This window comes from Pseudoalteromonas sp. SCSIO 43088 (assembly GCF_023650795.1).
In the GTDB taxonomy this organism is placed as follows: Bacteria; Pseudomonadota; Gammaproteobacteria; order Enterobacterales; family Alteromonadaceae; genus Pseudoalteromonas; species Pseudoalteromonas shioyasakiensis.
On record NZ_CP072676.1, the window covers coordinates 402,020 to 426,530 of the forward strand.

23 protein-coding genes are annotated in these 24,511 nt (G+C 41.3%); 15 read left to right on the forward strand and 8 right to left on the reverse strand.

Going from position 1 to position 24,511, the window contains the following annotated elements; all coding sequences use genetic code 11:
- Positions 1–2: 2 nt before the first annotated feature.
- The 8 genes from J8Z28_RS19615 (at position 3) to J8Z28_RS19650 (ending at position 10,152) form a co-directional block, all read left to right on the forward strand.
- Positions 3–419 (forward strand): hypothetical protein, encoded by a 417-nt coding sequence (locus J8Z28_RS19615; protein WP_250660860.1) that lies wholly within the window; start codon positions 3–5, stop codon positions 417–419.
- Positions 349–1,578, forward strand: coding sequence for a hypothetical protein (locus tag J8Z28_RS19620; protein WP_250660861.1), 1,230 nt, complete (start codon positions 349–351; stop codon positions 1,576–1,578). The genes J8Z28_RS19615 and J8Z28_RS19620 overlap by 71 nt, the downstream gene beginning before the upstream one ends.
- Complete coding sequence (locus tag J8Z28_RS19625; RefSeq protein WP_175081699.1) at positions 1,568–2,599, forward strand: DUF2169 family type VI secretion system accessory protein; 1,032 nt, start codon at positions 1,568–1,570, stop codon at positions 2,597–2,599. The genes J8Z28_RS19620 and J8Z28_RS19625 overlap by 11 nt, the downstream gene beginning before the upstream one ends.
- A complete protein-coding gene (locus tag J8Z28_RS19630) occupies positions 2,589–3,497 on the forward strand; it encodes a hypothetical protein (protein ID WP_250660862.1) in 909 nt (302 codons plus the stop codon). The genes J8Z28_RS19625 and J8Z28_RS19630 overlap by 11 nt, the downstream gene beginning before the upstream one ends.
- Positions 3,485–4,510 carry a DUF4150 domain-containing protein gene (locus J8Z28_RS19635; RefSeq protein ID WP_250660863.1) on the forward strand — a complete coding sequence of 342 codons (1,026 nt, stop codon included), beginning with the start codon at positions 3,485–3,487 and terminating at the stop codon, positions 4,508–4,510. Before J8Z28_RS19630 ends, J8Z28_RS19635 begins: the two co-directional genes overlap by 13 nt.
- Positions 4,507–8,364: a toxin VasX gene (locus tag J8Z28_RS19640; RefSeq protein ID WP_250660864.1), complete on the forward strand. Its 3,858-nt coding sequence runs from the start codon at positions 4,507–4,509 to the stop codon at positions 8,362–8,364. Before J8Z28_RS19635 ends, J8Z28_RS19640 begins: the two co-directional genes overlap by 4 nt.
- A 79-nt stretch (positions 8,365–8,443) precedes the next feature.
- Complete coding sequence (locus J8Z28_RS19645; protein ID WP_250660865.1) at positions 8,444–9,640, forward strand: dolichyl-diphosphooligosaccharide--protein glycosyltransferase subunit 2; 1,197 nt, start codon at positions 8,444–8,446, stop codon at positions 9,638–9,640.
- A 65-nt stretch (positions 9,641–9,705) separates the two neighbouring features.
- Positions 9,706–10,152, forward strand: coding sequence for a DUF6795 domain-containing protein (locus J8Z28_RS19650; protein ID WP_250660866.1), 447 nt, complete (start codon positions 9,706–9,708; stop codon positions 10,150–10,152).
- Here J8Z28_RS19650 and soxR read toward each other — a convergent pair.
- Positions 10,149–10,604 carry a redox-sensitive transcriptional activator SoxR gene (soxR, locus tag J8Z28_RS19655; protein WP_054562542.1) on the reverse strand — a complete coding sequence of 152 codons (456 nt, stop codon included), beginning with the start codon at positions 10,602–10,604 and terminating at the stop codon, positions 10,149–10,151. The genes J8Z28_RS19650 and soxR overlap by 4 nt on opposite strands.
- Positions 10,605–10,680: 76 nt before the next feature.
- On the opposite strand from soxR, the gene J8Z28_RS19660 reads away from it, so the two are divergent.
- Genes J8Z28_RS19660 through J8Z28_RS19670 form a run of 3 tightly spaced genes read left to right on the forward strand, consistent with a single transcriptional unit; the run spans position 10,681 to position 12,340 of the window.
- Positions 10,681–11,145, forward strand: coding sequence for a flavodoxin family protein (locus J8Z28_RS19660; RefSeq protein WP_062565811.1), 465 nt, complete (start codon positions 10,681–10,683; stop codon positions 11,143–11,145).
- Between the two features lie 47 nt (positions 11,146–11,192).
- Positions 11,193–11,717: a DsrE family protein gene (locus J8Z28_RS19665; protein ID WP_138624998.1), complete on the forward strand. Its 525-nt coding sequence runs from the start codon at positions 11,193–11,195 to the stop codon at positions 11,715–11,717.
- Complete coding sequence (locus tag J8Z28_RS19670; RefSeq protein WP_175081694.1) at positions 11,717–12,340, forward strand: SGNH/GDSL hydrolase family protein; 624 nt, start codon at positions 11,717–11,719, stop codon at positions 12,338–12,340. Before J8Z28_RS19665 ends, J8Z28_RS19670 begins: the two co-directional genes overlap by 1 nt.
- Before the next feature lie 53 nt (positions 12,341–12,393).
- On the opposite strand, the gene J8Z28_RS19675 is transcribed toward J8Z28_RS19670, so the two are convergent.
- Positions 12,394–14,652, reverse strand: coding sequence for a TonB-dependent receptor (locus tag J8Z28_RS19675; protein WP_250660867.1), 2,259 nt, complete (start codon positions 14,650–14,652; stop codon positions 12,394–12,396).
- 263 nt (positions 14,653–14,915) lie between these two features.
- On the opposite strand from J8Z28_RS19675, the gene J8Z28_RS19680 reads away from it, so the two are divergent.
- The 4 genes from J8Z28_RS19680 (at position 14,916) to J8Z28_RS19695 (ending at position 19,656) form a co-directional block, all read left to right on the forward strand.
- Positions 14,916–15,923, forward strand: coding sequence for a LacI family DNA-binding transcriptional regulator (locus tag J8Z28_RS19680; RefSeq protein WP_063701328.1), 1,008 nt, complete (start codon positions 14,916–14,918; stop codon positions 15,921–15,923).
- 101 nt (positions 15,924–16,024) lie between these two features.
- Positions 16,025–17,275, forward strand: a complete 1,251-nt coding sequence (locus tag J8Z28_RS19685) for an MFS transporter (protein ID WP_063528058.1) — start codon at positions 16,025–16,027, stop codon at positions 17,273–17,275.
- A 9-nt stretch (positions 17,276–17,284) separates the two neighbouring features.
- The gene (locus J8Z28_RS19690) at positions 17,285–18,793 is read left to right on the forward strand and encodes a trehalase family glycosidase (protein ID WP_250660868.1); all 1,509 of its coding nucleotides are present in this window, start codon (positions 17,285–17,287) and stop codon (positions 18,791–18,793) included.
- 164 nt (positions 18,794–18,957) lie between these two features.
- A complete protein-coding gene (locus tag J8Z28_RS19695) occupies positions 18,958–19,656 on the forward strand; it encodes a helix-turn-helix transcriptional regulator (RefSeq protein WP_058584663.1) in 699 nt (232 codons plus the stop codon).
- Between the two features lie 4 nt (positions 19,657–19,660).
- Here J8Z28_RS19695 and J8Z28_RS19700 read toward each other — a convergent pair whose 3' ends face one another.
- The 6 genes from J8Z28_RS19700 to J8Z28_RS19725 form a co-directional block, all read right to left on the reverse strand.
- The gene (locus J8Z28_RS19700; RefSeq protein WP_250660869.1) at positions 19,661–20,338 is read right to left on the reverse strand and encodes a phytanoyl-CoA dioxygenase family protein; all 678 of its coding nucleotides are present in this window, start codon (positions 20,336–20,338) and stop codon (positions 19,661–19,663) included.
- Positions 20,328–20,726 (reverse strand): hypothetical protein, encoded by a 399-nt coding sequence (locus J8Z28_RS19705; RefSeq protein WP_250660870.1) that lies wholly within the window; start codon positions 20,724–20,726, stop codon positions 20,328–20,330. Before J8Z28_RS19705 ends, J8Z28_RS19700 begins: the two co-directional genes overlap by 11 nt.
- A 112-nt stretch (positions 20,727–20,838) precedes the next feature.
- Positions 20,839–21,612 (reverse strand): CsgG/HfaB family protein, encoded by a 774-nt coding sequence (locus tag J8Z28_RS19710; RefSeq protein ID WP_105173629.1) that lies wholly within the window; start codon positions 21,610–21,612, stop codon positions 20,839–20,841.
- A complete protein-coding gene (locus J8Z28_RS19715; RefSeq protein WP_502934625.1) occupies positions 21,612–22,037 on the reverse strand; it encodes a curli assembly protein CsgF in 426 nt (141 codons plus the stop codon). Before J8Z28_RS19715 ends, J8Z28_RS19710 begins: the two co-directional genes overlap by 1 nt.
- Positions 22,027–22,419: a curli production assembly/transport protein CsgE gene (locus tag J8Z28_RS19720; protein ID WP_055021612.1), complete on the reverse strand. Its 393-nt coding sequence runs from the start codon at positions 22,417–22,419 to the stop codon at positions 22,027–22,029. Before J8Z28_RS19720 ends, J8Z28_RS19715 begins: the two co-directional genes overlap by 11 nt.
- Before the next feature lie 35 nt (positions 22,420–22,454).
- Positions 22,455–23,969 (reverse strand): curlin, encoded by a 1,515-nt coding sequence (locus tag J8Z28_RS19725; RefSeq protein ID WP_250660872.1) that lies wholly within the window; start codon positions 23,967–23,969, stop codon positions 22,455–22,457.
- Between the last annotated feature and the right edge of the window lie 542 nt (positions 23,970–24,511).

Sequence of the window (24,511 nt, forward strand, 5' to 3'; positions counted from 1 at the left end):
AAATGACAGCCACAGTAACTCAGTTATTTGATCAGCAACAAAGCCTTGCAGAGGTCAGTGAAGTGTCACCTCAGGGTAAAGCTTTGAGCGTGGTTATTAATCACATTCATTACGATGTTGCTTTACAAGCTGCCCATGTATCGTGTTGCAAAATAGGTAGCCAAGTTGTGGTGCTACACAGTGAGCAAGGTGTGATTGTAACGGCACTTTTAGCCGCACCTGAACAATCTCCGGCGGCTCACATTAGCAACGAAGCAGGGCATATTATTATTGACGCAGAGCAAAGCGTTAGCTTGCAAACCGCCAAGGGCAGCATCGAAGTATTTGCTGATGGCACTATCGTGCTTGATGGCGAAGATATTACTGCAAATAGCCAACAAGACCTTACTTTGGCAGGTTGGCCGATTAGGCTTAATTAATATGTTTGCAGCGGTTTCTAAGTTAAAACAGCATCAACAGCGTGTTACTACCTTAATGGCGCACCGTGAAAAGCTCCTTGCGTCAGGGGCGTATAGTCTTGCAAGGCAAAAAGTGTTAGAGCATCAAGTGCTTAATCACCTTTATGTGCTGGCATCGCTTAAGCAGCAGTCACCGTGCGACTACTTCAATGGGAACAGTTTTAATGACCTTGCTGAACTTAGCTGTGATGATTTTTGTGAGATCGCGTTAGCGAGCGACCAGCACGCCATTTTTGCGCTTTGTGCAACACGTTTAATGGCTGCACCAGAGCAAGACAACAGTGATTATTTTTTAGCGCTTAAAAAGCAGCAAGCTCTGCCTGTTTATACTTTGTTATCGCAGCAACTTAGGTATTGGACTATCCCAGAACAAAAAGCACTCAGAGCCACAGTGCTAGAGGGTAAAGAGTCATTACCGCAGCAGCTTAAAACTATTTTGTTTTCGCAGCCTTTAAATGATGCCGAGTTACAACAAGCCTTCGCTCATGCTGATTTTACTTTGGTGTATGCCGCTTTAGTCAATTGCTATTGCCAAGGCGATAACAGCCTTAGTGATAAAGTATTTAAAGTGTTTTCGAGTACTAGCGAGCCTTCAAAAAAAGCGCAGTTATTACAATTAGCTGGGCTGGTTGACGATAGTCGCTGGCATGAGCCTTGTGCTTTATTTTGTAAAGCGCACCCAGAATTTTGCCAAACCGTATTAAGCCACTTTGTGTATAAATCAGCGCTGGTATTGGTGATAGAGCTTATGGGCGTTGCGCAAACGCAACAAGCAGCTTATCAGGCTTGGTTAACGTTAACAGATAGACCACTTGCAAAAGCAGAAGCCTTAACACTGGTAAGTGCGCAAAATCAGCATCATGTGCAAGCCGGTATAAACTTGCATGATGCAGAGCATGTTAGGCAAGCACTGGCTTTAAGCAAAGGAGAGTGTGTTTTAAAAGGCGTGAGTTTTACAAAAGCGCAGCCAGAGCAAGGCTTAGCAGAATTGGCAGGCGAGATTGTACAGCGAGTATTTGCCCCTCAGTTTGAATTAACACTGGCCTGTGGCCTTTATCATACTCAGCAATCAGCAGTTCAATGGCAAAAGTTAATAGCAGGAGCACAACATGCTGCATAACTTTACTCCTTGGCAAGCAAGCGTGTTTGAAGGTTGGCAAGCAGATGGCACTGCGTCTCATGTTGTTTTGGTAAAACAAAGCTTTGAGTTTGATGAAAAAGGCAATACCAGCTTAATGGAACCGTGTGTTGAAATCGTCATGGCCGACGAATATAGCGGTGATCCGACTAGCGAGCCGCTGGTGGCAGTGAATGAACAAGTGGCATTTAAGCAAGGTTTCGAAGTGTATGGCAACTTTACTGCGTACCCGCCAAAGGGCAAAACTGCGCGTGTTATTGAGGTTGAGCTAGGTTTAACTGCAAACGACACACCGATAATTAAAAAGCGATTACGCCTTACTGGCGAACGTAAATGGCGCCGTTCACTGCTTGGCCCTGTCGCAACAGATCCTAGCCCAATTACGCCAACAGCTATTTGCTATAGCCGTGCGTTTGGGGGCAAAGCACATCATGATCAAAGCGATTACAGCCTCGAAAACCCTATAGGTGTTGGCTTTAAACTGAAAAACAAGCACGCAGTAGGGCAGCCTTTACCTGCGATAGAGTATGCCAACGAGGTATTAAGAAAACCAAGCCATCGAGTAAGCGTTGCTGGCTTTTCGGCAATTCCGAGTCATTGGTCACCGCGTATAGAGTTAATGCCAGATATTGACGAACAAGCACTTATGGCTGGTAAGTACCCGTTCAAAACGTCATTGGCTAGCAACTTTTACAACACAGCCCCGGCAGATCAACAAACAAAGCAAGTGTTTACAAAAGGCTGGGCGTTTTCGTTAAGCGGATTATATCCATTACAAGAATATGGCCAGCAACAAACTGTAGAGCTCCCTGTGCTTAAGCCACTAGTGCAAGTGGCTAATACGTTAACGAGGCATGATATCGACATGCACTGCGATACCTTAGTGATTGATTCGGACGCACAGTGCTTTTCGCTGTTATGGCGCGGGCATATCAACAGCGACAACGTGGCAAGTAGCAGCAATATAATTGTTGCTGAGCAAGGAGGTAAAGATGCAGTTTGATACTCTTTATCATGTTAATGCCGCGGGGTGCTATACCGAAAGCTTTTATACTTCAGTGGCAAACCAAATGTTGTATTCAAAGCCAAGCAAAGCGCTGATCCGCTGCGATATTAGTTTAGATGCCCCTTATGTATTTGTAGAACTGACTGAGCTTGCAGGGCTTGATAGGCAAACTCGTTGCTTACTAATTTTGTCTCATATTATTGAAAGTATTGAGTTAAAAAAACTTTGTTGTTCATTTAGGGTCAATAAAGTTCAGTTTATATTACCGCACGCCAGTAATGGCGAGCCGCTGATTGATGATGACACATTAAGTGAATTATTGACTGACGCAATGCCTGAGCAAACACCTGCTTTTGAGCAGATAAGTGATTGGCAGCTCGAAGCAACCGACCTCGATACCCTCGTAGTTGCCGTTGATTCGTGTAATAGTTTTGAATACGTGTCTGAGCAAGCCAAACACCACACAGTACAAGTTGTAAATGGCCCTAGCGGCGTAATTAATGGCGAAGGTGGCTATGCACTGTTGGTACACAGACAAGGTTGTTTAAAAGCCACGACTTTTGATGAGTCAATGCCTACTCAGCTTCAAAGCGCAAACATACAGGTTAGTGACTCCTTTATTTTTGCTGGCATGCAGTCGTATGAATGGCAAAAACAGTGGTTTAGCTATACCCAAAAGCACTATAAAAATGATGACGAACTAATAGAGTTTGCCGAACTAAATACCGTACTAGGTTATCAAGGTGTGGCAAACCAATCTGCGGCATTTGCATTAGCTGGAAGCTATTTGCATAACCCGCTGATGGCTGACACTGAACACGTTTTTGTGGTGTTCAATCAGCCAAATGAACAGCTATTTAAGATTTCAAGGAGTGAAAGCGAATGTCATATATAAATGCCATGGCTGGCAAAGAATCAGGCAGCGTACAATACGACATAGACGCACTCACTGCTGACGTACGAAGCGGCGGCAGTGTTACATGGCGCCATAATAACCCGACATTACTAGGTCTAACCAATAGTGCACGAAGCAACGGTGCACTCGGAAAAGCTAATGGTATTGCCATTTTTTCGGACCGCTCTGAAGGCGAATCTGCTTTTTTAGATGAAATAGCCAGACCTAAGTACCGAGAGCATACACTTGGTGAACTGGTTAATCGATTTATTCCAGATTATATTATTCCGCCACCACAATGGGATAACGAGAAAAACCAGCCAATTTTGCCGTGGAACGAACCGCAGACCAATATGAACGTTAACAAACCAATCGATAACCCTCGTGCCTTTTTAGATTTAGTGTCGAATCATTTAGGTTGGCAAGCAGGTACAGAGCAGCAATTAGTTAAAGATACAGAATCAGAGGCACCGCAAACCGCAACAGTCTCAGGACAAAATGTGCTTATTAATGGCCGCACCGCTGTGCATCAAGATAGCGGCGGTAAGTTAACAACAATCGATGTGTGCTTAACCACAATTGGTACCAGCGTTGTGCCTATTCCCTACGGCAATAAAGCCCAATCAAGTGATGTTACCTCTGTTGCAAGTTCAGTCAAAGTGAATGGTCAAGGAGCTGCTAATGTAAAAAGTTACTTTTCTCAAAGCTCGGGTGACTCTCCAGGTGATAAAAAAGGTATCGCTAGCGGAACGAACGACGGTAAAGCCGAATTTATCATGGGATCATTTAACGTAATGATTGAAGGCAAACCTGCGGCTCGCCAAGGCGACCCGATGATATCAAATAATAAAAATACCCCACCCATGCCACTTATGCAGTCTGGCGGCCCCGCACCAAGGGGGCTAAGAGTGCAAGTTAGGGATAGTTTGCAAGCTGAAAATGCAGGGAAGAAGATCATAGTTAAATTATCTGGAGCAGAAAAGCTAGACGAAGATGGGGTAAATATCCAATGAGTGATTTAAGTGTCGCAGACAAAATCAATATAAAAAATGCCCACAGAGAACTTGTTTTTGAACGCCAATCAGATGGTTCAAAAAATGTATCACTGATGGTTAAAGGTGAGTCAGTTGATAGAAGTCAAAAAGGTTTTTACAAAATTCCTTTGTATAAAGTGGATGCAAAAGAAGAAAGTGATAATACAGCTGATATTGAACTGGTTCATATATTCCCCATTAGATATGCACATCCAGCTGATGAAATAGATAATCATAAAACGAATCTCAGAGATGGTTACTTATACATTTTTGTTGATGGTCATTTATGGCGTGAACTCAAGGTTACAACTGAGCAAAACGTGACACGTTTTAATGATGTTAATCTTGCGTGGCAAAAAGGCATCATGACGTGGAAGCAAAATAAAGGTTTCAGAGATGCAACGGGCGAAGAACTCAAAACAGTTATTGTGCCTTATAAACTAAATGGGCAAACCTGTGAGGTTCAAGTAGCTTATTCAGAAGTGCAATGGTCTTGGAAGCAAATAGAGCTTTTTGGCGGCCTTAACCCTGAAGATCCAAGATTGAATTATGGCGAGCCAGTTAAACCCGGCGATAATAATAGCGATGCGCAACTATTACGGGGTGATAGGCTTTTCACGTTAGATAAACTCGGTGATTTTGAACAAGGCTATAATAGCGCCAAACTACCTAAGCATGTTGTGCTTGATGTTGTTAATCAAGCGGGTGTGTATTGTCCAGTTATTCCTGACCAGATAGGCAAAGTACGCCAAGCCGCAGCGGATATTACATTAACGCGTTCTGTTATTAGTTCACTGCCGATAGAGCAACTCGCAAATGGACAAATGGTGTCGAGTGTAGCTGAACTCACAAAAGAACAAAGGGGTCAGCTTGAATTAGCATCGTTTGTTCAACAAACCTTTTTTGCTTTTCCACAGTCTGTTTCAGATAAGTTAGCAACCTATGGTGAAGACAGTGTTTCTGAACAAGAGCAAGATATTGCTGCTGATTATAAAAAATGGGTAGATAACAAATTTGATAAAACAGCGTTCAGAAAATTTTTAGCAACAGCAAAAGTGTTCAAGTTAGGCGAATACATCAATGAATTAAGAGCTAATGTAAAAGATATAATAGAGGACGAAGATAGCGCCTCTAGTTTTTATCAATGTACAAGGGATTATGCATATCACACGGGCAATCGAAGGCTCGATATGTATCAACTTATGTGCGATGTTTTAGCCCCACTTAAAGATTTAACGGCAGACTTGCTTCGTTCAAGCGTAGTGTATGAGCAGGATGCACAAAAGCTTAAACAAATAGACAGTAATGACTTAGGCCAGCATATCATTTTAAAAGTGTTAGGTACCCACCCTGAAGACACTAGTAATCGTGAAAACTTATTGAAATTACACAAGTTACTTTTTCCTGACGAAAAGTGCAGTAACCCAGGCTTAACCGATTACTTAAATTTTAGAGACCCTGACGACCCTAAAAATATCGATTTTGATATGGATGAGTTTTATGCCCTTGAGAGCAAAGACGATGGGCTCGATGGTTACATTGAAGGTGATTTAACGCAAGTATTTAGGCGAAGCAGTCAAGCTGTATGGGGCTTTTTTAATATTATTATGGAAGTCCCCTCTGCTACATATTCAATGTCTCAAGGTAGCGGAACAATTAAAGATGTGTTTACTGCTCGTAGAAAAAAACAATCGACCCTTCAGCAAGAAAGTAACGAGGTTCAGCAGCAAATAGCAAACTTACAAGAACAGATAAAAAATAAACAAAATGAAATTGAAAGCTCCGAAAAATCACGTAATGAACTAATTCAAGAAGCGCGTAATCAAGGGATTGATGGCGATGACATCACAGATCAGTTAAACAGGCAACTTAAACAAAAAAATAAAGAATTAGAACATTACAAAACATTGCTAAAACAAGCCAAAACAAAAAGTAGTGTTACCCGCGCGCATTTATCAACACTGAAAAGTGTTGGACTAGACATGCTTAATAGTGAGGCACGTATTAAGTCAGTTGCGATGTCGTACAACCCGTATCAAAAAATAATGCATCTTGCACATATGATCTCAGACGACTTGCTTGTTGAGATAGATATTGATGTTAACGACTATTATCAAGGCAACTTGCCCGATTCAGTCGTACCGCTTAATTTTGACAGCCGTGCGAAGCGAGCTGAACAACGCATTTTAGAGTTTAATAAAATAACCGAAGGTATTGATGAAGCATTGAGTCAGGGCAGTTACCCTGGGAATGGTGGAACACGCCCGATTGTTAAACTTAAAGTTAACGATAAAGTAACCATACCCGCTCGGTTAGACCTTATTACGAATTTAGATGGCGCTTTAAATGAACTTGAGGCTATGGTTACTAAGCAATACTACCAAGCAAACAGCGCCAGAGAAAAAGTAATAAAAAAAATGGTGGTGTTAGATAAAAATAAGCTAGCTGCATTAGAAGTAGTAGAGAAGGGGCTTGTAGCTGGTTTAGAGAAGGTTGAAAAAGAAAAGCTTAAAACTGATTGGGATTTAGCTGGTTATAAAGATCACAATAAGTCTCTCAAAAAGTACGCACAAACAGCATTTGGTAAACAGCAACAGGGTAAAGTAGGCTCAGCCAGTATTGGCGTTCTGCCTTTTGTTTCTGGGTTAGAGGCCATTAACTTTTATACCGTCATAATGGGTGATGGCGTGAGTGCCATGGATAAAACATCAGCGGCATTAGATTTACTTGATGTAATGGTGGATATTGGTAAAGACCTTGTTGAACGTCGTTATGGTATGCCAAGTTCTGAGCAGTTGAAACTTTTCTCCAAAAACAAAGTGCCAGCTAGTGAGTTTACTAAAAAAATACTCAGAGGAAGAGTAAGTGTAATTACCGCGAAAGTAATATTGTTTTACGCCGCCAATGCAGCGACATTGCTTGCAGGTGCGATTAGTACCTATGTGGCTGTAAGAGATGCCGTTAATGAATATAACAAGGGGAATGTGGGTCTGGCTACGGCTAACTCCATTATGGCTTTAGGTTTTTTAAGTATGACCGCAGCCTCGGGCATTGCTATTGTCACTAAAGGGGCATCTGCATTAATTGCCGTATTTGGTATTGCTGGCTTAGTGATCATTCTTATTGCAGCAGGGCTGATTTATTATTTTAGTGAATCAGAGGTTGAAGCTTGGTTGCATGCATGCCCATGGGGTAAGGCAGCTTTTGTTAATGATGGTTCAACGAGTGTGCGAGCAGAACAATGGCGAAATCGCCCCGATTTAGCGCTTCTTGATGTATACAACGTACTTTACAAGCCTTATACAAAAGTCATCGCAAATAAACACGCTAAAACAGTCTCAATGGGCTTAACAGCTCCTGTAGCTGCAGTTAAAGAAGGTGTTGATACAAAGGTTAGTTGGCGAATGCTTCCTCCTGATAAGGGTATGCTAAATTATTACGCTGCATCATTACTAACTGATTATGACACTAGACTAGCAAGATACAGCAAGAATAAACACTTTACTGAAATTCCATTAGATTCGGTTATTTTCCTTAAAAGTATGTGGGCGTTGCAGCCTGCTCGAACGGGTTGGCAGGCCGAAATAAATAATCACACTTTGTTGGCAGAGCTTGGATTAAAACCTGGCGATCAAATCGAGCTTAAGATAGAGGCGACAGTGTACCCAGAAGGTAAAGGTCAACCAACAATTCAGGGCTTTAATATTATTTATGGCTTACCAATCGAATATTACAAAGTAGGTGAAAAGCCTGGGTTCTTCTCTTGGGGTGATGAGCGTAAGTTTACCCACCGTATTGGCAAAGAAACTAGCAAAGCCATCATTCATTTATAAAAGCTAAATTATAAATCTAAGCTTTAATAAGTAGAGTTGTAAAAAACACATAAGAAGTGCAGCAAATAAAGGAGTAACAATGAGTAGCGATGATAAAGGCTCTATAAAATCAAGCAAGCTGGATGATTTAATTGATAATCTTGTTAGTGATGAGGATCTTGAGCGCTATATTGCTGAACAAAACGACGGTTTAACTCATGAAGAACGAGAAAAAATTAAAAGAGAAAATCGTATTAACGCAATTAACCAGTGGTGCGCCGAAAACCCTGGCAGAGATCCTGCTAGAGCAAAGGATAAAACCATTAAACAGCTGGCGTTAGATGAAAAAGCTGATTTGCGAATAGAGAAATTTACAAGAGATAACCCTGAGGAAGCGGCAGAAATAAGTATAAGAGCTGAAAATAAAGTTAAATACCGTAAGGATAGACAAACCTATACAGAGCAACTGCCAAGAGACTATTTACATAAAGACAGTTATGAAACACGATTAAAAAAAGCAGAAGCACTCAATGGTTGCCGCTTTAAAACTCGTACCTTTAAAAGTAAGCGTTTTACTGATCAATATGCAGCAGAGCTTGAATCCCCAGATAGTGGCTCAACACTTGAGGGACATTGGGTAGAGAATGATGGTAAGCAGTTGGCTATTTCATGGTTTGGAGGGTGGTCAAATTTATTTACTGCTCTAAGTTTCCTGCTAATGGTCGCTGCAGTTATGTTTTTTTTCGTTGATTTGGTTGTTATTGGTTTTGTGTGGGGCGACTATCGATGGGTGCCATTTGCTATATATGCACCTATGTTTATCGTCGGTTTTTATATGCTGAAACATCGCGCAATATTAGCGCACCGAGATAATTTTTACTTTAATCGCCATACCGGCCTTGTAAAAACTCCGCATACTTTATTTAGAAAACCGTTTTATTTACCTTACGAAGACATTGTTTGCTATGGCGCAAATCAGCGTAATGTCGGTTCAGCCCGTGGTGGCTCACGTGTATTTGTATCACTCATGGTGCCATTAAAATACCCTAAACATTATCGCTTCACTAAGCCAACATTTTACGTTGGTGGTTCAAATCGTGATTGGGATTCACTGGCATATGCCACAGCCATGACCTTTATGGATACATCCATCCCGCTTGGTACTCACTTATATCAATCGATAGAGCATTACTTCAAAATTGATAAAGACATAACCGAAAAGCACGGATTCCCTGAGGAGCTAAAACCTTATTTAGATCCAGTCGATTGCCAAGTGAATAGAGAAGCCGTGTGGTAGTGAACTTTGTTAGGTTAGCATTTGTCGCTATTTTTCTTTTTACTTCAACTGAGGTATTCGCAGGCATGTTTGGTTTGTTCAATAAAAGTGATTTTTTGTTATCGGCTCTAGTTCAAGGGGTTTTACTTGATAATGGTAAGCCGGTAGCAAAGCAAAAAGTAATCCGTTCGCTTACTTATGGTAAAGAATATATTGATGAGACGATAACTGATGAGAATGGCCGCTTTCGCTTTGATGAAAAGCTAATAAGAACGGCCAAGCCTGCAAATATGTTTGATAATGACTCGCTTATTCAACATATCTACCTTGAAAATGGCACTCCAGAAGGTATTGTGCTTTGGTATACAAGTATTTCAATCCATGAAAATAGTAATACTCTTAAAGGGTTGCTTAGCGATCTTGTTTGCGAGCTCTCAAAAAGCCCGCAAACAGTTGATATTCAAATAGCGGAGGCGCCTGAGCATACGTTTGCTATTTACGGTATGTGTGAGCTGAGCAAAGTTAAACTTTAATCTCTTTCTAAAAGCACAGCGCCGCTGTGCTCTTCACCTAAATAGTCGTCTTTGTTGTAGATAGGGCATTTTGCCATTGATAAACAGCCGCAGCCAATACAACCGTTAACGCGCTCGCGTAAACGCTGCATGTATTGAATTCGTTCATCTAGTTGAGTTTGCCATACCTTTGAAAGAGCTGCCCAATCTTGTTTAGTGGGTGTGCGTTGCTCGGGTAGGGTGCTTAACGTTTGTTTAATGTCTTCAAGAGTTATCCCCATGGTTTGCGCAGCTTTTATTACGGCAATTCGGCGCAATACATCGGGTTTATAGCGGCGCTGGTTACCGTTATTACGCCAGCTGCGAATAAGCCCTTTAGACTCATAAAAATGCAAGGTTGAAACTTTTACGCCACTGCGTTTTGCCACAAAGCCAACCGCTAGGTTTGCATCAATAAGTTTCTTATCTGACATAATTTGCTCCAAGGTGTTGACCTAAAGTTAGCTTGAGGTTTTACGCTGCGCACATCATAAAAAAGGAGTGATAGTCATGCAACAAAAACCAATAACAAATACGGTAATTATTTATTCAAGTGCGCGAAAAAAGGGTAATACGAGTTTACAAGTTAATGATTATAAAGCGCAATATGGTGGTGATGTGGTATGTCTAGATGACTATGTTATCTCGCCTTATTGCTACGATAAGCAATATAAAAATGATGATTTTTATGCGGTATTTGAAGCGCTGTTGAATTATCAACACTGGGTGCTGGCATCACCTGTGTATTGGTATAACACCACACCGCAGTTTAAAGCGTTTTTAGACCGGATCACTGATTACATGGATGATGAAACACTCAGGCCAAAACTGAGAACACTGCGTGAAAAGCAGTTTTCATTGCTCTCAAATGCAGGATCTGCTCACGCACCTAACGCGTTTATCGAGATGTTTAAAAACACCTTTAATTACTTAGGCATGACCTTTAAAGCGCACCAACATATTGATGCTAGTTAAACGGGTTTAAACAAGGTAGGCTAGAGTAAAAAACAACAGGAACTTTTATGAAATCAACACTGTTAGGTTTATCTTTAGCCTTATTATCTTCGTTTAGTCATGCAGAGCAAGCTGAGCCTGCTATCAAAGGTTTTGGTTTTTATTATGATGTGCCAAACCATGCACCAATCTCTGATCAAACGGTTTTTAAAGTGGCATTTGATGTAGCTGATGCGGCAGAAAAAGGGGCGCAGAATAACAAAATGAACTCATTAGCCCGGTTCATTAATATGCATATAGCCCATGGTGTGAAGCCTGAGAACATTCAACTTGCTTTAGTTGTGCATGGTGGCGCAAGTGTTGATGTACTGGAAAACAGTTTTTATAAACAGCGCTTTGACAGTGACAATAAAAATCAGCAATTGATCTCACAATTGTTGGCACATAATACCGTTGTGTATGTGTGTGGGCAGTCTGCAACGCACATGAAGGTAAAGCAGCAACAGCTTATTCCTGGTGTGCAAATGGCGTTATCGGCAATGACGGCGCATGCACAGTTGCAGCAACAAGGTTACACATTGAATCCATTTTAATGAATATCTTATGCTTCGGTGATTCAAACACCTATGGTATTTCGCCCGTCGATGGTAAGCGCTTTGCAGCCGATGAGCGCTGGCCTAGTTTACTGGGTATTAAATTAGGTGCCGGCTACCAAGTTATTGAAGCCGGCCAGCCCAATCGTACACTGGTGAACGACCCGCCTTTCAGTGGTGATAAACTGGGCATTAAATACTTAGAACCTTACTTAGCGGCTTATCATTTAGATGTGATTGTTATTCAGCTCGGCACGAATGATTTAAAGCGCCGTTTTGCACTGTCGGCTGCTGATATTGCCAATGCCCTCGAAGCACTTATTTTAGATATAAAAAACTACTATTTGCACCGCGAATTGCCCAAAATAATGATACTAAGCCCGCCGGCGGTGTATGAGGTTGGCGCGTATCAATCTATTTATGCTGGAGCGGCTGCAAAGTCTAGCGAGCTAGTTGAGGCTTTTTCTGAAGTGTGTGTGAAACAGCAAACTCTGTTTTTGGATATCACAGCAATCGCTACGCCTAGTCAGCAAGAAGGTGTGCATTTAATTCTTGAATCACATAAGTCTTTAGCAGAGCACTTACAGTTCTTGATTGTAAAACAAAAAAGCCACAGGTTATAAAACACTGTGGCTTGGGTATTGATTCTTTCAATCAAGGGGTTTGGGAGAATCGCTTAAAACTCGTAGCTAATGCTTAAGCGTGTAGTACGAGGCATAATGTAACGACCATTCGGTGCATCAGCATTACGAGGGTCACCTTCAGTGATACCTTGCTCGTCAGTTAAGTTATCAACTGCTAATTGCACTTTAATACCTTCCATAGGCTCAACAATTAAGCCAATGTCTACTTTTTCGTAACCTTCTAACACAACAGTGTTTTCGTTGTCGCCCCAACGATCATCAACCGCTGAGATTGTGCCGTATAAGGTTGCATACATATCGCTTACTTCAAAGTCATAGCTTGGTGTTACACGTACTTGCCATTTTGGCTGACGTTGGCTTTCGTTACCTTCGTTGCTTGGGCTTTCTGTGATTTCTGTTTCTTGAAGCGTTGAGTTTAAGTTAACTGAGAAACCAGATTCGTGGTTGTAGTTATAATCAAGCTCAATACCGTATGCTTCGTTGGTTAAGATTTCAGCTGGTACACCAGGGCGACGAACAAAGGTGTCACCTTTTACTTCGTTAGTGAAGAATGTTGCATAGAAATCGGTGCTATCAGTTAATAGCTTATAACCAAACTCGGCTTGTGTTACTTCTTTAATTAACTTTTCACCACCTTCGTATGCGCTAAAGTTATCGCGGAAGTCGTCAAAGTAAGGCATTTTGTAACCACGGTTTACGCGGGCAAATACACCCATGTCATCGTTAATTGAGTAGTTAATACCCGTTGTCCACGATGTTTTGCTTTCGTCATATTGAACAGACTTGTCGATTACGCCATCAAGACCTTCATCAACCGAGTATTCCACTTCGTGGTTTTCAAAACGAACACCGGCATCAAGCGTAAAGTCATCGTTGAATTTATATTGAGCTGTTGTGTAAAAGGCATTGGTACGTGCATCGCCTGTAGAGTTGATATCATAGTTGAAGTCACAACCATCAACACTTGCATTACACTCGATGCCGTCTAGCATTTCGCCGCCTGCTTCAAGGACGTGATACGCTGTGTTACCTAAGCTCCACCAGTCATTTGCTGATGTGCTTGCTGTGTAATAACCAAAGGCCAGTGATAAGTTATCAAGCTTTTTAGCGAATGCTAAATCATTAGTGAATGCGCTAATTTCTTTTAATACCACCCAACGGCCAAGTTGTTGAACCGCTGTGTCTGCATCGTATTCTGTGCCAGTTACTGCACCTGTTGCTGTTTCACCGTTATCAGCCACTGCACCAACGGTTGTTGCAGAGCCTGCCGGTACTAAGCCATACGTGTTTGCATCACCTTTGGTGATGTTGAAGCGATCTGTGAAGCTCCAACCGTTATCGAATTCAAGTTTGATGCTACCGCCAGAAACATGACCTTTCCAACCACGGCCTTCACCTAAGTCGATCTGTTGCTCGTCATTATTTGCGCCTGTGTAGATAGTCGCTTGGCGATTTAAAGTACCCAGCTGCGTGTAGCTTGCGTCAACGCCGTCAACATTAAGTGGTGTTGGTAAGTACCAAGCACCGTGGTCGTCGGTTTGACGTGTGTATAAATTAATGGTGCCGTTTTCTAATTCTTTAGTGATATTAATTGTGAACTGGCTGCCTTTTTCTGATGTGAATCCAGCATCACGAATACCTGGAGAGCTTTTAACATAACCACCCACCATGAAGAATAAGTCATCAGAAATCTCACCACTTACCATAGCGTCAATGCGTTGTAAGTCGTAATCTGAAGTTGTGTATTTGAATACACCTTCGGTATCTTCACTACCACGTTTAAGGCGGAAGTTAGTTGTTAAACCAGGTTGACCATTTGATACAACAGGGTTTGGACCGCCGCGCAGTGCTTCCATCGTTTCGATTGTTTCATCTAAACGGAATAACGACGAGTTTTCTAAAAATGACAAAGTAGGCGCAGGATAAATTGGCGAACCTTCAAGGCTTAATGTTAAAAATGGTGCATCACCACCACCAGGGAAACCACGTACAAATACGTTCGCGCCAGACTCACCACCCGAGCTTTCTGCCCACACACCCGGCACGGCTTTGAATAAATCAGCTGTACTTTTTGGCGATAATTTAACAATTTGATCTGCATCTATATTGGTTACTGCATAGCCAGCATCAATTTTACGTACGCCAATACCTGCAGGTGTACCAGATACAATAATTCGTTCTACTTTTTCTTTAGCTGGTTGCTCAGTTTGCTCTTCGGCCATAACTGTTTGGCCACTCAAAGCTAGCAAAATTGCAGAGGCTAGCGCACTGCGTGTGTATGTAGTTGTCATTGTGTGTTCCCACTTTTTATGTTGTTGAAAGCAATGTATTAGCGAATATTTTGCAATTGTTAACACCTTGCTTTTATAAACCATAAAGATTTATGCAAACGTTTGCAATTTGTTTTTTCAATTTTTTGTCCTTTTTTTACCCACAGGGTGAGTTGGTCTGTTTTGCTTACTGAAAAAATATTATGCTCTTTGGCGCAGCGATTTGGTCGAAATGGTGGTATATTGCCAGCATATGTTTTAAAGGAAAGCAGTGTTTCAGTATCATGAATGATAGAAAATTAAAGTTAGCTGATCTTGCGAAATTAGCCGGTGTTTCTACGTCGACAGTTTCCCGTGCGCTCAATGATAACCCATTGATAAAAAAGGAAACTCGCGACAAGCTTCAACAGTTAGCAAAAAAACATAACTTTAGTTTAAACACGGCTGCTAGCCGCCTTCGCACCCAAAAAACCAATGTTGTTGCGGTTATTATTAACCTCGATGGTGATACAGAACAGTCTATTAACGACCCTTTCTTACTTAAAATTGTTGGTGAAATAAATTTAGCGCTAAATAAATTTGGCTTAGAGTTATTACTTTCTAATTCGTTTATGGCCAGTGATGATTGGGCAAATTACTTTATTAATAGCCGCCGTGCCGATGGCATTATTGTGGTCGGCCAAGGTAAAAGCCAAGCAAATATTGAAGCTGCAGCGAGTGCTGGTGTTCCTTTGGTTGTGTGGGGCGATCCAAAAACACCCAGCAGTTACCCAATTGTTGGCAGCGATAATTATTTAGGGGGTCGCCTAGCGACTGAGCACTTATTGGCAAATGGCGCTAAAAACATATTGTTTTTAGGTGACCCTGGGCACGCTGAAATTAGTGAACGCCACCGTGGTTATTTAGATGCTATTAATGAAGCCAAAGCCACTCCTCACGTGGTTTCTATCGATATTACTAGTAGTGCTGCTTATAAAGGAATTAACCAATTGTTGGTAGAAAAAGGGCTGTGCTTTGATGGCATTATGGCATGTAGTGACATGGTGGCTTTTGGTGCGATGAAAGCCCTGAAAGAGCGTTACATCAGCATTCCAAACGACGTTGCCCTCGTGGGCTTTGATGATATTGCCATGGCAGATATCAGTCATCCTTCTTTGTCGAGTATTAAACAAAATACTCAACGCGCTTCAGTTATTCTTGTTGAAAAGTTGTTAGCCCAGTTAGCAGGGCAGTCGGTAGAATCTCAAGTTGTTGAAATAGAACTAGTAAATAGGCAGTCGAGCCAGCGCTAAGCCTATTGAATGTTAGCAATATGTGTAATTTTAAATGCAAACGTTTGCATTTTGTTTTGCGCTAAACTAGACTGAATAAAAATAATCATAGGTTGAAGTGAATGAATCCTATAAGAATAACTATCGCGCTGGCATGCAGCTATTTTGTCTTTGCTATTATGCTCAATAGTGTGGGCACTGTTATTTTACAAGCAATCAATAGCTTAGATGTAAGCAAAACTCAGGCGTCTGTTCTTGAAGGATTTAAGGATCTTAGTATTGCCATTGTGTCATTTTTAGTGGCGTCATTTATCCCTCGTATAGGCTATAAAATTGCCATGCTTGGCGCTTTATTACTGGTTGCAGTGATGTGCTTGGTTGTTCCGAGCATTGCCGACTTTTGGGTATTAAAAGCGCTCTTTGCCGCAATTGGTTGCAGCTTTGCAGTAATGAAAATCTCTGTTTACTCTGTTATTGGTCAAGTGACTGATAATGCAAATAAACATTCAGCGTTATTAAACACCATTGAAGGGGTGTTTATGCTTGGCGTGCTGTCGGGTTATTGGATTTTTGCGTTATTTATAGACGCTGATGACCCGCAAAGTAGCCACTGGTTGAATGTTTATTACTTGCTTGCAGCGATTGTTGCGGTGGCGTTTGTTTCTGTGCTTGCGGCACCAATAAAATCGCCAGAGTTAAAAACTAATCAGCAATCGCAGCTTCATGATTTTATTGACATGTTAAAGCTGACTTACCAACCCCTTGTGCTTATTTTTGTTGTTAGTGCATTTATGTATGTACTAATTGAGCAAGGCGTGGGCACTTGGCTGCCGACCTTTAATAACCAAGTTTTAAAATTGCCTGTTGATGTCAGTATCCAACTTGCCAGTTTGTTTGCAGCTGCGTTAGCGCTTGGTCGTTTGGTAGCAGGGCAAGTACTTAGGTTTATTAGTTGGTTTAGTTTATTAATGGGCTGCCTGGTCGCTATGGGGGTGCTCGTATTATTGGTGCTGCCTTTGACTCACGATGTTGATGGTAGCCAAGTGAAAAGTGTGTTTGATGTGCCTTTTGCAGCATACATGCTGCCGTTGATTGGCTTTTTTATGGCACCGATTTACCCGTTACTTAACTCTGTGATGCTGAGTTCACTTGCTAAGCACAAGCATGCGGCTATGACAGGTTTAATTGTGGTTTTTTCAGCATTAGGTGGAACAACAGGCTCAATTATTACGGGCTTTGTATTCGATAAATTTAGCGGTCAGCATGCGTTTTATCTCACATTAGTGCCAATAGCCTTGCTATTAATCACCGTTTCAGTTTTTAAGAAAATCACTCTAAAACCACAGTATCAAGCGGCTTCAAGCGCAGAATAAGGGATTATCATGAACTTCGTTAATAGCCAATTATTTAAAGACGTACAGCTAGCAGAAGTGTTTGCTGATTCAAAAATGTTTGCCGATGCAGTGCCAAACTTATCTTGGCAAAGTGCTTGTGAGTTATATCAACTTGTAGGCCCTTTAAAAGGTGATGCGCTGCGTGAATTTGTGATGTCGAACTTTGTTTTTGCTGATCAGTCTATTCCGACTGCGAAATTAGATACCACATCAGTTAAACAGTATATTCTTGACCTATGGCCGCATTTGCATCGCAATGCTGATACTGATTTAGCAAGCTCACTAATGCCTTTGCAGTTTGATTACATTGTGCCGGGTGGCCGTTTTCAAGAAATTTATTATTGGGATAGTTATTTTACAGCTTTGGGTTTAGAAGATTGTGGCGACCTAGCCACCATTGAAGCCATGGTTAATAACTTTATTGACCTACAAGAACGTAATGGCTGTATTCCAAATGGTAACCGTGTTTATTATAGCTCTCGCTCGCAACCACCTGTTTTGGCGTTAATGATAGCGATGCTATGGGACGCTAAATATAAACATGAAGCAGATTTAACTTGGCTGGCAAACGCGGTAAAAGCACTTGAAGCTGAGTATCAATTTTGGATGCAAGGCTGTAACGATCTTAGCAGTGAAACGCCTGCTATTAGGCGTGTTGTAAAAATGCCTAATAAGGCTATTTTAAACCGCTATTGGGATAGTGCAGCAACACCTCGTCCAGAGTCATTAAAAGAAGATTTGCATGACGCTGAAGGGCTAACAACTGAGCAGCAGCAACGTTATTTTCAACATATTCGTGCTGCATGCGAGTCTGGTTGGGACTTTAGTAGCCGTTGGCTTTGTGATCATAATGATCTAAAAAGCATTGAAACAACCAATATCATACCGGTTGATTTGAATAGCTTACTGTATAACTTAGAGCATACTTTATCTCGTTTTTACCGTTTACTTGGTAAAGAACAAAAGAGCCAGTCGATTGCTGAGCTGGCTACACTGCGCTTAGATGCAATTAATACCTATTGTTGGAATTCTGAGGCGGGTGTTTATCGTGATTACAACATTAGACTCAATCAGCAAAGCAGTGTCGATTCGATGGCAATGGCTGTTCCTTTGTTTGTAGGCGCTGCATCTGTACAACAAGCTCAACAAGTGAAGCAAAAACTGATGAATGAGTTTTTAAAACCCGGTGGTTTAGTGACAACATTGTGTAGCACATCACAACAATGGGATAGTCCTAACGGTTGGGCGCCGCTACAATGGTTCGCTGTAAAAGGTTTAACAGAGTATGGCTTTGTCAGCGAGGCACAGGCGATCATAAAAAACTGGCTGAGTATGATCGAAATGCGTTTTGCAGAAGATAAGTGCCTCCTTGAAAAATACAATGTGTGTGAATTAGTTAGCCGTGCAGGTGGTGGTGAATACACAGTACAACAAGGATTCGGTTGGACGAACGGTGTAACTTCACGTTTTTACAAACTACTTGATGACTCGCTGTAAAAGGGGAGATGTGAGTATTGTTTGTTTACACTCTGTTAACTTTGGTGTCTGGCCATCCAAATGGGTTAGCAATGTTGTAAATTGCCAAAATAAAGGCTTATGAACGGTTGAATCATGTATCTAAATTAGGTATTGTGAATAAAATGTTTCAAGGAAGAAATGAGATGATTCAACCAACTTCTGTATTTCTAAAAACACAGCCAAGGTTACAAAACCGCAGTCAAAATTATCAATATTTAATTAAAATACTCGATGCGTTTTTTATGCGCGTGAAAGTTGATGCAAGCTTGCCTCAAGAGTCTATGCGCGAAGAGTTTAACCTTTATTTGATTGATAGCACTGACGCACATTGGAAAGACTTACTACCTGCGGAGTTAGTGCAACTTGCTAAGCAACATTTAGTGGTTATTTTTAATGCGGACGCTAATGCAATTTGCGAAAAAAACTTACTTTTAAATGGCATTAAAGGGGTGTTTTTTGCAGATCAATCACCTGAAGATATTTTTGCAGGGCTGGTCAGAGTGATCAATGGCGAGCTGTTTTTTAGCCGTAAAAGTATTTCTACTACCTTTAACCATATGCTATCAGCAATGTCTCGCAGCCAATTCAATGCTAGTAACGATTCGGTAAATACAGATATTGACCTCAGCTTACTGACTAAACGAGAAAAATCAGTGATTCACTTACTTGCCCAAGGTGCGAGTAATCGAGATATCGCAGAGCGTTTAAATATCAGCGACCATACAGTTAAAACCCATCTGTACAGTGCATTCAAGAAAACGGCATCGCGTAACCGCGTGGAGCTGGCTAATTGGGCACAAAATTACATGGCAGTGAGTTTGTCTTTACAAAATACACAGTGACAAACTATAGCCAGTTTAATCCCAGTGGTAGTGTTTGATCAGAATATTCGATATGAATCACTCGACGGTGTGTTGGCTTTAACGCTTTACTTGAGCTGTGCAGAAGTAGGGGCTTCATTACTAATAAATCTCCTGCCTGTGCAATACACTCAATGGCTTTTCTATTAGCAACATATTCGTCTATCTCTGCTTTAGATAAAATCCCATTTCGATAGCTGTTAGGGATAACTTTTAAGCAGCCATTTTCAGCCGTGGTATTGTCAAGGTGAATACGCAGGGTGACCATATTATCAAGTAACTCTCGAGGTGGCTGTACATGATGCTGCCCATCTTTAATAGACCAAAATTTCCAGCCAGTTAGATCGTGTTGTTGATTAACTGCGATTGTTCGGTCTTGGTGCCAAGGAACAAGCCAATTTTTATCGGGGTTTTTGTCGAATAAAATGACCCTCACAACCTGCGCATTCGGCGATAAAAATTGCGCGGCTTTTTGTTGTAAGTAGGGCATTCTTATTAGCTTTGCTACTGCTGCTAACTTTTTATCAGCATGACGCAAACCGTGTTTTGGGTGATGAGAAGGTAGTTGCTCTATTTCTGCTATTATTTCAGACACTTGCTCGATGCTTAAAAATCCAGCTTCAAGCAAGTAGCCTTCAAAATCATGTTTCCGTTTAGCTTCCATTATTCGAGCCTCGGTTCGATTTAGATGTGAGCTTATTCATAAAGTACAGTGGAATACACAGTATTAATAATCCCAGCCATTGCCATAATGGCGCAAAAAGAAACACCAGTGCTGATTGTGCATCATTAGAAAAATAGATTGAACCTAAGGTCACAGTACCAAATAAGACACACATAATAGTGACAATAAACGTGGCGATTTGTGTCACTCTTGTTTTACTGTGTTCAACCATCCACGCCATTAATAAGTAGGGCGAAATACCCCATAAAACAAAGCCAATTGGCAGGCTTTTTGAACTGTCAAAATTATCAATGGTGATAACCAGGGTAATCAGTGCGGCTAAAACAATAAGAGAATAAGCGCATTTGGAGAAGGTAATCCATTTCATAAATAAAACCTAATTGACTGAATGCTATAAGTATTTATTTCGATGGATAATTAAGCAGAAAGTTCAAATTGGGCGCTGTGATGTTCAGCGCCACACTAATTAACTCATTAAATTAGACCGTTTTTGCAGACCAAATGCCTTTGTTAATACCTTTTAATACAAGGTCGCTAAGCGCTTTTTCAATTGCTTGCGTGACGCAAATACTCATAGGCTCATTGTCGGTGAATCCGGCTTCTGCTTCTGCAAGACGTTTGTAGCTCACATAGCGAAAGAAGCCTGCGCGCATTTCTTGGCTGAGTACTTTTTTGCTTGTCGCAACGGATAACAAAACTTGGCCTGTGCGAACATCGACAGCGCGTAAATAAATTGAGATTGCATCTTCACGATATAACTCTGATGCGCCAATCCCGAAGTATTCCATACCAATCCCGCCGGTTTTGATATTTGTGTCGTAACTAATAATACCGCCTTCTAAGATTATTTTTGCTGTTGTGAGCGGTGGTAATTCAGGTAGCTTATCGTTTTCGGCTTGCGCAGCGCGAATAATTTTACGCTCAGTTAAGATATTTTGTAGACCTTCGCGTTCTACCGGAATAAACCAATCTGATTCATGCAGTGCTTGCACTAAAATAGAGTTAGCGCCTTGTGTTACTGCGGTAGAGAATGAGCTTACATTTGCCTGTGGTTTGTATTGCCCAGTTTGGTCACGAAATGAGTATACTGACACAGGAATGCTTCCCATTGGTTGAGGAAGGGCCTGCAAAGCCTGGAATGTTTCGGTTGGCTCAAGAGAGTCTGCCAGTTGTTTGGTCGGCGGGATTAAATTGCCCATTGATGAACAACCCGACAGAAGTAATACCATTGCTGCTAATGTGAGTGTCTTCATTATCCAAACCTCGGTACTTCAATTACTGTCACTGTGCCATCAGAGGTGTTGGTAATTCTAACGGTGATTGTGTCACTGGTACTGGTGATAATTTGAATTTCATAATCACCCGTCATAAAGGTCGAGTCACCATTAAAGATGCTGTCGTCGATTTCGTCACCAAATGCCATATCTGTGATTTCTCGTACCATTCTATTTAAGTAGGTACGCTCTAACGAATCTTGAAATTTTTCCCCGTAGGTCTGTTCGACAACCGGCGCTTTGTGCTTGTTTTGTGATTGCGCTTTATTAAGTAGCATGCTGGCATTTAATGGGCTGCCACCAAAGCTTGGGTTAATTGGGGTATAAACGAGTTCGGTTGCCCAACTAGAAAGAGGGCAGAGGATTATTATTAGTGTTGTTAAGTATTTCATTTTACCATCCATTTTTTGCCATATCGGGTGTTGATTGCTGCATTTGACTGCGTGCCATGGCATCCATCACGCTATACATGGCTTGTTTTACACGTTCATCTAATGGCTCTAAGCGACGTCCTAGATAGGTGACGTACACTATTTGGTTATTCATTTTTAAGACAAGTCGAGTCCCCGCTCGGGGTAATACCGTTTCTTTTATTTCGATATTAAAACCTGCTGTTGAAGGTAGATCGCGCCATAGGTTGGCAAACTCAAAATAAAATTGATGGCCAAATCGGCTAATACTTCTATCGAGTACTAAGCCATCGATTTCGAGGTCTTCGCCGTAACTAGCCGTACTTTGAGCTGCAAGCACGATGCAACATATGCGTAGTAAGTTTTTTATTTTCATAATGGAATGAGGGAGCAAGGCTCCCTCTTAAGCGATTATTCTTGGGTTACAGTTGCGGTATTGCCATCACCTAGTTGAGTGATAACAACTGTGCTGTTAGAGCCAATCATTGAGCCTTCAACAAGGTTTGCGTTGCCGTCTTGTACAACGACCAGTGAGTTACCCTCACCGCCTAGCAAGAATGCACTTTCACCGATACCTACAACAAAGTTTTCTGAGCCTGTTTGGCTAATATCAACAGAGTTGTTGCTACCTTCCATAATCAGGTCGATGGCATTGAGTTCACCAACTTGTGTGAAAGCAACTTGGTTGTTGTTGCTATCAAGCACGCTTGCGAATGTTAATGCCGCTTCGTTAAGGTCACCCAGCTGATTAACTGCAATGTCATTATCGTTTGAAGAGAGTGAGTCGTCTGGGTATGAAGACTGCACTAGTACAGTGTTTTCATTGCCGCCTTGAGCAATATCAACGTTGTTGTCGCTACCATTGAAGTTAGCAACGAGAGCACTGTTTGCGTCACCAATTTGGTTAGCAACAAACTCATTGCTATCGCCAATAGCACCTAAGTACACATCATTACCGTTACCATTTTGGAATGCAGTGAGTTCGTTGTCATTGCCAATAGCATCTAAGCCAGCGGTATTGCTGTCATGCTTTTGATTGACCAATAATGTATTGCCATCACCAACAATCACGCCTGACTCAAAGCTGTTGCTGTTGCCTTCTTGATCAGACTTAACCTCGTTGTCATTGCCTGTGATTTCTGCAACTAATGCGCTGTTAGAGTCACCATCTTGCTCAAACTCAACTTCGTTATAATCACCATGCAGCGAAGTAAGCTCAGCGCTGTTGAAGAAACCTGTTTGGTCAATAGTAATTTCATTGCCGTTGCCAATTACTTCATCAGAGGTAAACGCATTGAAAACACCCTCTTGCATTACTTCGATGCTGTTGTCATCACCTCTAATTACATTGAACGTTGCTTCATTTAATAAGCCGCTTTGCTCTGCGCTGATTGTGTTGCTGTTACCCTGTAAATCAAAGTTGTAGAACCAATGGCCACCATCACCTTGCGTTACAGTTGCGCTATTTTCATCACCAACCATGACGTTGATAGCTTCGTTGTTAACACCAAAGAATCCTGCACCTTCTTGCTCAACGCGAATAGCATTGCCAACACCAACGGTTTCAGACAATGCGCCATTCATGGTGCCGTTTTGGCTGTGCGAAACAGTATTATCGTCACCTGTGTTGTAGATAAGAGATAAGTTAGATGTTTGTGCTTGGCTTACTTCAACCATGTTGCCATCACCTACACTGACAGTTTCTGCACGATGACCTGTACCTTGTTGAGCAATAACCGCATCGTTACCAACACCGGTAACCGATACTTGATCTAGGGTAATTGAGTTTGATACACCCAGTGTTGAAACTTGGCTTGCAAGCTCAGTGCTAGATTGTGTTTTATCATCTGTGTTTGCACTTGCTGCAAAGCTTGAACCTAACGCAATAGTAATTGCACAGGTAAGTAGAGACTTTCTTAACTTCATGATTATTTCCTTTAAATTATTATTAATCAAAGCTCTAAAATTATTATTTTCGCTTTTAGAACCATGTACCAGCATGCCTTGCCGGGTTAATTTATGTGATATTCAACTGTTAGCTAACAATCAGAAGTGAATGAAGCAACTTTGTTAGTTGTGACTCTGAGGTCGTACAAATAACAAGAAATTTACTTTAGACAGATTTGGAATAATATAAAATCATCAGTTTTTGTGGTTTTTATAAATTATTTATTTTCAATTGGTTATGTGTGTTTGTTTAGGTTTTAGTATGGGTTTTGATTTAAAAGCAGTAAAAAAGTTGGGGAAATATTAATGGATCATTGAGGGTGCTTTTTTCACAAAAAAGTGTGAATTGGACGTATTTCTATTGATTCAATCAGCAAAAAAGTATGGATTTAAACTTAACATCATTTTTTTTCTTGCCTGTTATCTGCAATTTGCCATTTATGAAATATGCCACGTGATATTCATCATTCAGAAGTAATGAGCTTTGGTGGTCGGATCATAGTGATTCGATCAGTTCAACA